Below are 12075 nucleotides of genomic sequence, written 5' to 3'. Positions count from 1 at the left end.
GATCAGACGCCCGGTGTCCACACCGTGGAGCAACGGTGCGTGGCGCTGAAGGTCGCATCGGGCAGCAGCGTAGTGCCGACCGGGTTGTATTGCAGGATCTGGTCGGTGGCGCCGAAGGCCGGCCAGGCGGTCGGCGTGGCCGCCGGGTTCGGGTTGCCGGTCGCGGCGAAGCGCGACCAGTGCGACACCAACGAGGCGGCCACGGCGTCCTGCGCGGCGGTGCGGGTGAAACTGCCGGTGTCGAACAGGTAGTTCAGCTCGGTCGTGTGCGCGGCGCCCATCGGGAAGCTGCGGCCGGGGATGAACGCCGGCACCGTGTCGTCGGCGAACTCGTACACGTACACGCTGGCGTTGGCTTCCTGAAGCTTGGCCGAGAGGCGCGAGTTGCAGGCGAACAGCAGGTCGGTGCCCAGGGCGCCGAGCGCCACGCTGTGGTTGCCGCCGTAGAGGGCCGGGTTGTACGGTGTGGTGGCCAGCGTGTTGACGAAGCCTGCCGGGAACGGCGCGGCGGCCAGGTACGGGAAGGTGCCGGCAATCGCCGCCTGGTAGTTGCCGGCGTTGAGCGCGGCGCCGAGGTAGGGCTTGGCCATCGTCGGGGCCGTCACTTCGTCGAGGGCGACGAAGAGGCGCCACTCGTCGCGCGTCGCGCCCTGGATCAGCGGCACGCGGTTGTAGTTGCCGCCTGCGATGCGGGCGTACACCGACGCCGGCAGCACCGCGGTGTCGACCGAGGGGATCGGGCCGGAGGGCCACGCGGTCGCCTGGGCGGTCAGCAGCGAGGCCACCGGGATGCTGCGCAGGCAGGCCACGGTGTTGTTCATGCCGGTGCAGCCGAAGGCGGTGCCGATGGCGGTGCCGACGGCTTCCGATTGCGGCAGGGTCGGCTGGGCGGCGGCGCTGAAGGCGTAGGCGCCGCTCTGGATGATGGCCTTGTGGAAGAGGCCGGTCGATCCGGGCGAGGCCAGGTGCGCATGCACGCTGAAGCCGCCGGCCGACTCACCGAAGATGGTGACGTTGTTGCGGTTGCCACCGAAGTTGGCGATGTTGTCGCGCACCCAGCGCAGCGCAGCCTGCTGGTCCATCAGGGCGTAGTTGCCGGAGGCGCCGGTCTGCTCGGCGCTGAGTTGGGGGTGCGCCATGAAGCCGAGCGCACCCAGGCGGTAGTTGATCGTGACCACCACATTGCCCTGGGCGACCAGGCGCTCGGGGTTGTAGGCGTTCGACAGCCCGAGGTAGAACGCGCCGCCGTGGATCCACACCATCACCGGGTAGTTGCCGGGTGTCTTGGGGGCGTAGACGTTGAGGTAGAGGCAGTCTTCGCTGGTCGAGGCGGCGCCGAAGGCCGTGCCCGGCTGCGCGCAGTGCGGGCCGAACGACTTGGAATCGCGCACGCCGCTCCAGGCGGTGACGGCGGCCGGGGCACGCCAGCGCAGGTTGCCCACTGGCGGTGCCGCATACGGGATGCCCAGGTAGCGCAGGGTGTTGCCGCTGATCGAGCCGCGCACCACACCGCTGGCGGTGGTGGTTTCGACCTCGTCGGAATTGCCACCGCAGGCGGACAGGCCCGCCGCCAGGGCGAGGCCGACCAGCGCGGTGGACCAGAAGGATTTGGTGTTCAAGGGACTGCTCCAAGTTGGTTGCACGGCTGTGCAGTTTTGGAGTTTGCCCCCCGTCAACCCTGCCCGCGAGTCGGAAAAGCGATGGCCCGAGACAGCAATTCAGTACAAGTGAAGCCGGCCGGAATGGTGTTGAAACCCCAATTCAGAACGACGAACCGGGCTGGCGCAGGAAGTCGATTTCCTCTGGAGTGGACGGGCGTCCAAGAATCGTGTTGCGGTGGGGGAAGCGGCCGAAGCGGGCCACGATCTCCTGGTGGCGGCGGGCGTAGTCCAGCCAGCCGGAGCCGGCCTCGGGCGCTTCGCGGGCGAGCGCGCCGAAGAGTTGTACCGAGGTGTCTTGCGCGGCCGGGTCTTCGGCATGCTCGAAGGGCAGGTAGACGAAGACCCGTTGCACGGGGGCGAGGCTGCGGTCCTGGCCGCCACTCACCATCGCTTGCGCCGCGGCCAGCGCGAGCGGATCGCCGGCGAAGGCTCTGGGCGTGTTGCGGTAGACGTTGCGGGTGAACTGGTCGAGCACGAGGACGCGCGCCAGCGCCGTGTGCGCCTCGCCCGCCCAGGCCTGCAGCCCGTCTTTCAGCGCCGTCTCGATCAGCGGCGCGAAGCGGCGTTCGATCTCGCGGTCGAACGCGTCGCTCTTGCGAAACCACTCCGGCCGGTCGGCGTACGGCGGGCCGTCGCCGAACCAGAACTGCAAAACCTCTCGTGCCTGTGCGTCCATGCTCAGCGCCCCAGCTGCTGCCACAGGTAGCTGTATTCCAGCGCCTGCAGGTGCGCGCGCTGCTCGTTGTCGGCGGCGCCGCCGTGGCCACCTTCGATGTTTTCGTAGTAGAGGATGTCGTGGCCTTGCGCCAGCATGCGCGCGGCCATCTTGCGCGCATGGCCGGGGTGCACCCGGTCGTCGCGCGTGGACGTGGTGAAGAGAACCCGCGGGTATTTCACGCCCGGCTTCACGTTCTGGTACGGGCTGTAGGCCGAGATGAACGCCCACTCGTCGGGCTGGTCGGGGTTGCCGTACTCGGCCATCCACGACGCACCGGCCAGCAGCGTGTGGTAGCGCCGCATGTCGAGCAGCGGCACCTGGCACACCACCGCGTTGAAGAGATCGGGCCGCTGCGTGACGGCCGCGCCCACCAGCAGGCCGCCGTTGCTGCCGCCCATGATGCCGAGGTGCCTGGGCGAGGTGATCTTGTGCTTGACCAGGTCTTCCGCCACCGCGATGAAGTCGTCGTAGCTGCGCTGCTTGTTCGCCTTGACGGCCGCCTGGTGCCAGGCCGGGCCGTATTCGCCGCCACCGCGGATGTTGGCCACCACCAGCACGCCCCCGCGCCGGTACCACGAGCGGCCGAAGCCGCCCGAGTACCACGGCTTGAGCGAGATCTCGAAGCCGCCGTAGCCGTAGAGCAGGGTCGGGTTCGTGCCGTCCGCCGTGGCGCCTTTCGGCCACACCACGAAGTACGGGACGCGGGTGCCGTCTTTCGAGGTGGCGAAGCGCTGCTCTGCGCGCATGCCGCTGCTGTCGAACAAGGCCCCGCGCGACTTCAGGAGTTCTCGCTTGTCGTCGGCCGTGCTGCCGAGGTAAAGCGAATCGGGCGTAAGGAAATCGGTGTAGCTCAGCCAGTAGGCCTCGGCCAGCGGGTCGTTCTGGATGAGGGGGTCGTGCAAGGCGCTCACGCCGAGCGAACCGGGGTAGGGCGCGTTGACCTCGCGGCGTGTGAAGCTGTCTCCGCGCTTGTGCCACTGCTCCAGCTTGCCCGCCACGTTGTCGATGATGTTGAGCAGCACATGGCTCTTCGTGGCGGTGTAGCCCGAGAGTGAGCGTGTGGCCGTCGGCGTGAAAAGCGCGGCCAGCTTGCGCTCGCCTTGCGTGTAGGCCAAGGCGTTGGTGTGCAGCAGGGAGCCGGCCGGGAAACGCTGGTCGCCGACCGCCATGTCGCTGCGCAGGTGCAGCAGCAGCGTGTCGCGCATGAAGGCCGGGCTGGCGTCGCTCGGGATGTCGAGCGGCACGAGCTGGTCTTTCTGCAGCAGGAAGACCTTGCTGTTGTAGAAGTCGAGCGAGCGGTAGAACACCGTGCGCTCGAAGCCGGGCGTCGGGTCCACGCTCACGTGCACGGCGACGTCTTTCGGCTCGCCCTCGAACACCGTCACCGCCGCGCCGAGCGGCGTGCCGCGCTGCCAGCGCTTGATGACACGCGGGTAGCCCGAATCGGTCATCGAGCCCGGGCCGAAGTCGGTGGCGACGTAGATCGTGTTCTCGTCGATCCAGTCGACGTCGCCCTTCGACTCGGGCAGGGTGAAGCCGTCTTTCACGAACTCCTTCCTGGCCGCGTCGAACTCACGCACCACCTTCGCGTCGGCCCCGCCGCGCGACAGTGAAATCAGGCAGTGGCGGTAGCTCGGGCCCAGGCACACGGCGCCACCCCAGACCCAGTTCTCGTTCTCGGTGGCGCCGAGCGCGTCGAGGTCGAGCACCGTCTCCCATTTCGGCGCGGCGTTGCGGTAGTCGGCGAGCGTGGTGCGGCGCCACAGGCCGCGCTTGTTCTTTTCGTCCTGCCAGAAGTTGTAGAGCCAGTCGCCGCGGCGCGTGACGTTGGGGATGCGGTCCTTCGCGTTCAGCACTTCGAGCAGCTGCGTGCGCGTCTGCTCGAAGCCGGGCTCTGCCATCAGCACCTTCTGCGAGATGGCGTTGCGTTCGCGTACCCAGTCGAGCGCCTTGTCGCCCTGCACGTCTTCCAGCCAGAGGAACGGGTCGGTGCTGTCGGGCGCGGCAGGGTTCTGTGACATGGCGGGGAGGCTGGCGAAGAGAAGAATCGGCGGGATCGTGGCCACGCGGGCGAAGAAGCGGGTGAGCCGGGCGACGAGCTTCATGCGCGCAGGTCGTGCGTCTCGGGGTGCTTGTCCATGTAGGCGCGCATGTAGGGGCATTGCGCGTCGATCTTGAGCTGGTGCTCGCGCGCATGCGCCATGGCGGCCCTGGCGAGCGCACCCGCGATGCCGCGGCCTTCGAGGGCCTGCGGCACTTCGGTGTGCGTGAGCCGCATCACCGAGCGGCTGGGCATCCGGTATTCGGCCACCGCGAGCTGGCCGTCGAGGGGGACCTCGAAGCGATGCTCGGCGGCGTTGTGCGAGACGGTGTAGGCGGGGGTGTCGGTCATGGTGGGCCCATTATTGGCCCAGGCCCTAACCGTAGAGGCGCTGCGGGGTGATTTCGACGCTCTGCGCGCCGTCGCCCACCCAGACCGTGCCGTCCTGCACCGTCACCTGCAGCTGCATCGTGCGCTGCGCCAGTGCCGCAAGCGCCTGGCTCTGCTCGGCTGGCACCTGCCACACCGTCACGTTGCTGGTGCGCGTGATCTTCGTCGCGATGCCGCTCCACCAGATGGGCGTGCTGTGGGTGAAGCTGTAGACCGCCACCCGCTCGGCGCGCGGGCTGGCTTTCATGATGCGTTTGTCGTCGGGCTGGCCGAGGTCGATCCACTGCACGATCTGGCCCGTGAGGTCTTTCTGCCAGAGGCTGGGCTCGTCCACGTCCCACAAGTCCTTGGCGAATTCAAGGGCGCCGTGGTGGTCGTCGGCGGGCGCGTTGAGCGCGAAGGCGAGCAGCCGGATCATCATGCGCTCGTCGGTTTCCGACGGGTGGCGCGCGATGGTCACGTTGTGGTCGCCATAGATGCTGCGATCCATGTCGGCCAGTTGGATCTGTGCCTTGTAGATCGTTGCCTTGAGGGCCATGGAGTCTTGTCGCCGAGAGGTGGAGCCGGGCATTAGACCACCGCCGGGGAAGCGAGAATGGCGACCCTCGCACGAGCGGAGACGCAAGCCATGAGCCTGAAAAAATTCGACCTCGCCAAGAACCTCGGCCTGAAAGTGGCCGGCCGCATGAAGGCCGCCGGCGTGCCCGACCGCTTTGCGCAAGGGGCTGCCGAGGCGCTCGACAAGCGCGAGCGCCGTGCGCGCGATGCGGCGCTCGGCCTGGTGCCGTTTGCCTGCAAGCTGCCAAGCGAGCTGGTGAAGCGGATCAACGAGCGCGGCAGCGCGCACGAAGGTGGCGTCAACGGCCTCCTCGCCGAACTGCTGACCCAGGCGCTGGACGGCGGCGAGAAGCCCGCCGCGAAGAAGGCTGCCGCGAAGAAGGCACCGGCCAAGAAGGCGGCGGCGAAGGACGCCAGCGACTAACCGTAGACCGCGACCACCTGGTAGCCCAGCGCGGCGAGCTCGCCGCCGGGCGCCCACAGCCGGGTGACCTGGTTGACGTAGCCGCCGCCGGAGGCGAGCACGTCGGTGTCGACCCGCCACCAGCCATCGACGGCGGGTGCCTGGGCAAGCGGGCGCAGTTCCAGTTCCCACGACACCGAACTGGCCGGTGTCGGCTGGGTGAAGTTGCTCAGCACCGGCGCCGGCGGCACGTCGGCCAGCAGCACCGTCAGCAGTTCCAGGTCGATGGGCACCGGCTCGGCCTTGAGTCGAAGGTGGATCTTGCTCAGCTCGCTGTGCTGGCCCGAGAAGGGCGGGGCACCTTCGACGAAACGCATGTCCATGTGCTGCGTGAAGTGCGGCGCACCGCCGCGCACCGAGCGCTCAGGGGTCTCGTCGGGCGCGTGCGCCACCGGCGGGCGCTCGGGCGACCTGGCCGGCACGATGGTGTCGCGGTCGATGCCGAAGACGCCCAGCAGCAGCGCCGACACCTGCCCATGCTGCTTCACCAGGGCCTGCACCTGGCGGATGTTCTTGCCTTCGCGCAGCAGCGTGACGCTGACCTCCATCGCCCCCAGGCCGACCGGGCCGATGAAGCTCGTCTGCAAGGCGCGCAGCTTCACCGTGGCGGGCCAGTCGCGGCCGGCCACGTCGCGCATCGCCTGCACGGCCAGCGTGGAGATGAGGCCGCCGAAGGAGGTGCGGCCTTGCAGCCAGTCGGCGGGGATGTCGAAGCTGACGTCGTGCGCCTGGCGGCGGCGCCCGGCGAGCAAGGTGGACAAAGGAGTGAGAGAGCTCATGAAGGGTCGGGGCTGAGGTTGCGGACCATGATAGGAGCGGCTCGTCGTTTCGGCTGGCGCCGCGGCGACAGCCGCTGACAAGGACTTCACGCCCGCGACGCGTGGCGCTGGAGGCGGCTCCCTAGAATCGACTGCACCTTCTGCCACGCGAGACGCGCCATGTCTTCCAACCCCTTGGTGCAACCCTGGGCCACGCCGCACGGGCTGCCGCCGTTTGCCGAGGTGCAGGCCCAGCACTTCAAGCCCGCCTTCGACCTGGCGCTGGCCGAGCACCGCGCGGAAGTCGACGCGATCGCCGCCCACCCCGACGCACCGAGCTTCGACAACACGATCGCCGCCCTCGACCGCAGCGGCCGGCTGCTCGCGCGGGTGGAGGCGCTCTTCCACAACCTCGCGGCGAGCGAGACCTCGCCTGCGCTGCAGGCCGTCGAGCGCGAGATGGCGGTGCCGCTGGCTGCCCACGCGAGTGCGATCTCGATGAATGCGGCGCTCTTCCGGCGCGTCGATGCGCTGCATGCGCGGCGCGACGCGCTCGGGCTCGATGCCGAGCAGCGCCGGCTCGTCGAGCGTGTGCATCTCGACTTCGTGCGCGCCGGCGCGACGCTCGGCCACGATGACCAGAAGCGCTATGCGCAGGTCATGCAGCGCCTGGCCGAGCTGACCACGCGCTTCAGCCAGAACGTGCTGGCCGACGAGTCGGCCTATCGCCTGGTGCTGCGCGACGAACGCGACCTCGCCGGCCTGCCCGACTTCGTGCGCGCGGCCGCGCGCCAGGCGGCCGCCGAGCGCGGCATCGCCGATGGCACGGGAGGCGATGCGCATGTGATCACGCTCTCGCGTTCGCACATCCTGCCCTTCCTCACCTTCAGCGAGCGGCGCGACCTGCGCGAAGCCGCATGGCGCGCGTGGGTGAGCCGCGGCGAGCACGAGGGCCCGCACGACAACCGGCCGCTGGCGCGCGAGATCCTCACGCTGCGCCGCGAGCAGGCGCGGCTGCTCGGCTACGCCTGCTATGCCGACTACGCGCTCGCCGACACCATGGCCGGCACACGCTCGGCGGTGAGCGAGCTGCTGGACAAGGTGTGGGTGCCGGCCGCCGAGCGGGCGGCGCAGGAGCAGCGCGACCTGGCGGCGCTCGCCGCCGAGAACGGCGAGCCGGCGCAGATCGAAGCCTGGGACTGGCGCTACCACGCCGAGAAGCTGCGCAAGGCGCGCTTCCACGTCGACGAGGCGGCGGTGAAGCCCTTCTTTCCGCTCGATCGCATGGTCGAAGCGGCGTTCGATTGCGCCAACCGCCTCTTCGGCCTGCGCTTCGTGCCGCGTGCCGACATCCGCGCCTACCACCCCGACGTGCAGGTCTACGAGGTGTGGCAAGCCGCAGGGCCAGGGCCGGGTGACGAACTGATCGGCCTCTTCCTGCACGACAACTTCGCGCGGCCCACCAAGCGCAGCGGGGCGTGGATGTCGCTGTACCGCCAGCAGTCGCGCGAGGCCGACGGCGAGCGGGTGCTGCCCATCGTCGCCAACAACAACAACTTCGCCAAGGGCGCGCCGGGCGAGCCCACGCTGCTGAGCTTCGACGATGCGCGCACACTCTTCCACGAGTTCGGCCACGGGCTGCATGGCCTGTTGTCGGACGTGCACTACGAACGCCTGTCGGGCACCAACGTACTGCGCGACTTCGTCGAGCTGCCCTCGCAGCTCTTCGAGCACTGGCTGAGCGAGCCCGAGGTGCTCAAGCGCCATGCGCGGCACCACGCGACGGGCGAGCCGATTCCCGATGAGACTCGTGGCACGCATCGCGGCGGCCAACCGCTTCAACCAGGGCTACGAGACGCTGCGCTACCTGGCCTCGGCCCGGGTCGACATGGCGATCCACTCGCGCACCGAGGCCGAGGGCCCCGACGTGGTGGCCTTCGAGCGCGACGAGGTCGAGCGCATGGGGCTGCCGGCAGCCGTCGGCATGAACCACCGCCTGCCGCACTTCCTGCACCTCTTCACCGGCCCGGGCTATGCCGCCGGCTACTACGTGTACCTGTGGGCCGAGGTGCTCGACGCCGACGGCTACGACGCCTTCACCGAGGCGGGCGACCCGTTCGATGCGGCGGTGGCGCAGCGCCTGCGCGAGCACGTCTATTCGAGCGGCAACAGCCGCGAGCCGCGTGAGGCCTACCGGGCCTTCCGCGGGCGCGACCCGCAGGTGCAGCCGATGCTGCGCGAGCGCGGGCTGCTGGACGAGGTGCTGCCGGCCTGAGCCGCCGTCAGCGCGCCAGCGTGGCCGCGATGCGTTCGCGGCCCTGCGCGTCGACCACCGCCACGCTGCGGTAGTCGCCCTGGGGCACCGAGACCACCACGCAGGGCAGCGTGACCATCATCGGGTACATGCGCCCCGGCTGAGGCAGCACCCAGACGCTGTCGAGCACGAGACGTTTCGAGGCGCCCTCCACACGCGCGCCGGTGATGCTCATGCCGTGGCCCGGGTTGGGCTGCGGGCCGATCGAGACCTGCAGCACCAGCGAGCGCTCGAAGTCGACCGCCGGCACCGCCACCGTGGCGCCAAGGGCGCGCCCTTGCACGATCTGGCGCAGCGCGGTGGCGTCGGTGACGCGCCGCACCGAGGGGGTCTCGGTGCTGCACTGGGAGCCGGTGTGCAGCACCTGGTGCGGCACGGCGGCCGGCGCGGCCGGGGCCTGCGCCTGGCAGGCGCCGAGCAGGGCGGTGGCGCCGAGCAGGGTCAGGTTCAAGGGTCGGGTCATGGGGTGCTTCCTCGCAGTCGTTTGCCGCCGCCCGCCGAGGGGCTGCGGGCCAGTGGGTTCCAGCTGCCCGAGCCGAGGCCCTGGGCGCCGATGGAGGTCACGTAGCCGGCGCTGAAGTTGAGCCCGCTGCGGTTGGCGTTGACGGTGACGCGCACCGGCTCGTCGAGCGTGAGGTAGGCGCCGCAGGCTTCACCCACGTTGCACAGGACGTCGTCGTTGTCGGGGTCGCTGCCGGCCACGAGGATGTAGGTGCCGGCCGCCACGCCGGTGAACTGGAAGTTGTAGACGCCGCCGGTGGCGCGCGCCCGCACCTGGTCCACGCCGGTCATGGTGTCGGGGTCGACGAGCAGGATGTACAGCTCGCCGAGGTTGGGGCTGGGCCCGGTGCCGCCGCCGGCCGTGACCTGCAGCACCACCGGCACGCTCACCGTGTTGGCGGTGGACACGAACTCGATGCTGGCGTTGTAGGCGCCGGGGGTGAGCCCGGTGCGGTTGACGGTGACGGTGTAGGTGCCCAGGCCATTGGGCGCGGCGGGTGGCGTGACGGTGAGCCAGTTGGTCCCCGGTGTCACGTTGACCGCGGTCACGGTCAGGGCCTGGCTGCCGTTGTTGCTGAGCACCAGGGTCTGCGAGGTGGTGGCGGGCGTGAAGTTGAGCGTGCCCGGCGTGGCCACGAGCAGCGGGGGCGTCGGGTCGGTGCCGTTCTGCGCGGCCTGCACCGCCCGCAGCGCGTCGATGAGGCCGTGGCCGAACTGGTCGTCGCGGCCGGGTGCGCCCAGCTCGGTGGTCAGCCGGCCGGCGGCGAGCAGGCGGTCGATGTCGTCGGGCGTGAGCGAGGCGTTCACCGATTTCATCAGCGCCAGCACACCCGCGACATGCGGCGTGGCCATCGAGGTGCCGGCCTGGAAGCCGTAGTTGAAGACCACGCTGCCGGAGCTGTCGTCGCCGTGGGTGCTGAGCACGAGGTCGGTGTAGCCGTCGCCGTTGACGTCGCCCGAGTCGCCGCCCGGTGCGGCCACGTCGACGCGCGAGCCGAAGTTGGAATAGCTCGCGAGCGTCTTGCGGATGCCCACCGCGCTCACGGAGATCACGCCGTCGTACGAGGCCGGGTAGTTGAGCACCGCGTTGCCGTCGTTGCCGGCTGCGGCCACGATGATGACGCCCTGCGCCCGAGCCTCGTTGTAGGCGTTCTGCTCGGCTTGCGAGGAGCCGGTGCCGCCCAGGCTCAGGTTCATGATGTCGGCGCGTTGTGCCGGCAGGGTGCCCGAGCTGTTCGGCAGACGCGCGGCATAGCGCACGGCCTGGGTGATGTCGAACGAGGTGCCCCCGCGGGTGCCGAGCACGCGCAGCGGCATGATGCGCGCGCCCCAGGCCACGCCGGCGACGCCGCGCGTCGTGTTGCTCGAAGCGGCGATGGTGCCGGCCACGTGCGTGCCGTGGAAGCTCGAGCCGTTGGGCGTGGCGTTGTCGCCCGGGTCGTCGGGGTTGGCATCGGGGCCGTTGCCGTCGTTGGCGTTGCCGATGTCGGTGATGAAGTCGTAGCCGGCGACGAGCTTGCCCGCGAGGTCGGGGTGGCCGAGCAGCACGCCGGTGTCGATCACGGCCACGATCACGGAGTTGCTGCCGGTGGTGATGTCCCACGCGGCGGGCAGGTTGATGAGCGGGTAGTGCCACTGCAGGTTGTAGTACTGGTCGCTGGGCACGGCCATCCGGTGGCGGATGTAGTTGGGCTCGGCATAGAGCACCGCGGGGTCTGCACGCAGGCGCTTGATGGCCTGCAGGGTGGCGGTCTTCATGTCAGTGGCCGACAGCGCGCCGCTCGCCGCCTGGGCGCCGCGCCGGCTGCTGCCCGACAGCGCCAGCAGGCTGCGCGGGTTGTCGAGCGAGACCAGCCAGTCGCCTTCGGTCGCGCCGGCCACCTTGGACAGCGCATGCACCGACAGCGCGCTGGCGGCGCTGCGCTTGCCGGCCTGCAGCACCTGCGCCGGCTCGCGCCAGCGCACGACCACCTCACCGGGCACGAATTCGGCGCTGCGCCGCAGCGTGCTCGCCGCGGCGCCCGCGGCCGTGGCCTGGCCGATGGCAAGCACGTAGCTGCTCGCGCCGGCAAACGCATGCGCCCGCACGTAGTAGCGGCCCGTGCTCGGAATGGGCACCGATTCGAAACGGCCGGTGTCTTCGGAGCTGTCGATCTCGACGCCGTTCTCGTCGTGGAGGAAGAGGTCGATGTCGCCGGCCAGCGGGTCGCCGACGATGAGCGAGACCGTCTGGCCCGCCACCGCGTCGACGCGGAAGTAGTCGTCGCGATCGCCGGGCACGCGCGAGCGGCCGCTCGGGCCCTGGCCGGCGACGTTGACGTAGCCGGCCAGGCTCACCGGGTTGGGCACGGCTTGCGCGGCGGCCACGCTGTCGTTTGGCGCGTAGGCCGCGTTGACGTCGTTGACGTCGCTGTCGACGAGCGTGTTGTCGGCCACCCGGACCTGGCCCGACACCTGGAAGCTGCCGGCCGGCGGAGGCGGCGGGGGTGGAAGTGGCGAGCCGCCCCCGTCTCCCCCGCCGCCGCCACAGGCGGCAACGAGAACGGCAGCGGACAGCAGGGCAATGCGTGATGACAGCGAAAGCGACATGAAACCTCCTGAGCTTTGTCGTGAGCGCGGCGATCTGCGTCACCGCGGGCACGAATGCTCACCCAGGACGGTGGCTCATGCA

The 12075-nt window shown here is 70.0% G+C and carries 10 protein-coding genes and 1 pseudogene; 3 read left to right on the top strand and 8 right to left on the bottom strand.

The features are described 5' to 3' along the window. Positions 1-2: 2 nt before the first annotated feature. From LRS03_RS09905 to LRS03_RS09885, 5 genes are all read right to left on the bottom strand, one after another. Positions 3-1619: a carboxylesterase/lipase family protein gene (locus tag LRS03_RS09905; RefSeq protein ID WP_257825271.1), complete on the bottom strand. Its 1617-nt coding sequence runs from the start codon at positions 1617-1619 to the stop codon at positions 3-5. A 142-nt stretch (positions 1620-1761) separates the two neighbouring features. Next, a complete protein-coding gene (locus LRS03_RS09900; protein WP_257825270.1) occupies positions 1762-2337 on the bottom strand; it encodes a DUF924 family protein in 576 nt (191 codons plus the stop codon). Between the two features lie 2 nt (positions 2338-2339). Then, complete coding sequence (locus LRS03_RS09895; protein ID WP_374685100.1) at positions 2340-4400, bottom strand: prolyl oligopeptidase family serine peptidase; 2061 nt, start codon at positions 4398-4400, stop codon at positions 2340-2342. 80 nt (positions 4401-4480) lie between these two features. Then, positions 4481-4771, bottom strand: a complete 291-nt coding sequence (locus tag LRS03_RS09890; protein ID WP_257825268.1) for a GNAT family N-acetyltransferase — start codon at positions 4769-4771, stop codon at positions 4481-4483. A 25-nt stretch (positions 4772-4796) separates the two neighbouring features. Further along, positions 4797-5348: a YaeQ family protein gene (locus LRS03_RS09885; protein ID WP_257825267.1), complete on the bottom strand. Its 552-nt coding sequence runs from the start codon at positions 5346-5348 to the stop codon at positions 4797-4799. Positions 5349-5438: 90 nt separating this feature from the next. Here LRS03_RS09885 and LRS03_RS09880 point away from each other — a divergent pair, with 90 nt between their 5' ends. Next, complete coding sequence (locus LRS03_RS09880) at positions 5439-5792, top strand: hypothetical protein (RefSeq protein WP_374685049.1); 354 nt, start codon at positions 5439-5441, stop codon at positions 5790-5792. On the opposite strand, the gene LRS03_RS09875 is transcribed toward LRS03_RS09880, so the two are convergent. Continuing rightward, positions 5789-6610, bottom strand: coding sequence for an acyl-CoA thioesterase (locus LRS03_RS09875; RefSeq protein WP_257825266.1), 822 nt, complete (start codon positions 6608-6610; stop codon positions 5789-5791). The genes LRS03_RS09880 and LRS03_RS09875 overlap by 4 nt on opposite strands. A gap of 159 nt (positions 6611-6769) precedes the next feature. Here LRS03_RS09875 and LRS03_RS09870 point away from each other — a divergent pair. Together LRS03_RS09870 and LRS03_RS09865 are read left to right on the top strand one after the other, a co-directional pair. Further along, positions 6770-8338 (top strand): annotated as a pseudogene (locus LRS03_RS09870) (M3 family metallopeptidase); the annotation flags it as partial. 16 nt (positions 8339-8354) lie between these two features. Then, positions 8355-8864, top strand: coding sequence for a M3 family metallopeptidase (locus LRS03_RS09865; protein ID WP_308296414.1), 510 nt, complete (start codon positions 8355-8357; stop codon positions 8862-8864). A gap of 7 nt (positions 8865-8871) precedes the next feature. Here the strand turns inward: LRS03_RS09865 and LRS03_RS09860 are convergent, their stop codons facing one another. Together LRS03_RS09860 and LRS03_RS09855 are read right to left on the bottom strand one after the other, a co-directional pair. Then, entirely contained in the window at positions 8872-9366 is a 495-nt protein-coding gene (locus LRS03_RS09860) for a protease complex subunit PrcB family protein (RefSeq protein WP_257825264.1), read from the bottom strand. Continuing rightward, the gene (locus tag LRS03_RS09855; RefSeq protein ID WP_257825263.1) at positions 9363-11993 is read right to left on the bottom strand and encodes a S8 family serine peptidase; all 2631 of its coding nucleotides are present in this window, start codon (positions 11991-11993) and stop codon (positions 9363-9365) included. The genes LRS03_RS09860 and LRS03_RS09855 overlap by 4 nt, the downstream gene beginning before the upstream one ends. Positions 11994-12075: the final 82 nt, after the last annotated feature.

Origin of the sequence: Rhizobacter sp. J219 (genome assembly GCF_024700055.1) — a bacterium.
Taxonomy (GTDB): Bacteria; Pseudomonadota; Gammaproteobacteria; order Burkholderiales; family Burkholderiaceae_C; genus Rhizobacter.
This window is presented reverse-complemented; position numbering and strand designations above follow the sequence as displayed.

Coding starts and splice junctions, on each gene's coding strand:
- LRS03_RS09855 (WP_257825263.1), bottom strand. CDS start 11,993: ATGTCGCTTTCGCTGTCATCACGCATTGCCCTGCTGTCCGCTGCCGTT.
- LRS03_RS09860 (WP_257825264.1), bottom strand. CDS start 9,366: ATGACCCGACCCTTGAACCTGACCCTGCTCGGCGCCACCGCCCTGCTC.
- LRS03_RS09895 (WP_374685100.1), bottom strand. CDS start 4,400: ATGTCACAGAACCCTGCCGCGCCCGACAGCACCGACCCGTTCCTCTGG.
- LRS03_RS09865 (WP_308296414.1), top strand. CDS start 8,355: ATGCGCGGCACCACGCGACGGGCGAGCCGATTCCCGATGAGACTCGTG.
- LRS03_RS09880 (WP_374685049.1), top strand. CDS start 5,439: ATGAGCCTGAAAAAATTCGACCTCGCCAAGAACCTCGGCCTGAAAGTG.
- LRS03_RS09885 (WP_257825267.1), bottom strand. CDS start 5,348: ATGGCCCTCAAGGCAACGATCTACAAGGCACAGATCCAACTGGCCGAC.
- LRS03_RS09875 (WP_257825266.1), bottom strand. CDS start 6,610: ATGAGCTCTCTCACTCCTTTGTCCACCTTGCTCGCCGGGCGCCGCCGC.
- LRS03_RS09890 (WP_257825268.1), bottom strand. CDS start 4,771: ATGACCGACACCCCCGCCTACACCGTCTCGCACAACGCCGCCGAGCAT.
- LRS03_RS09900 (WP_257825270.1), bottom strand. CDS start 2,337: ATGGACGCACAGGCACGAGAGGTTTTGCAGTTCTGGTTCGGCGACGGC.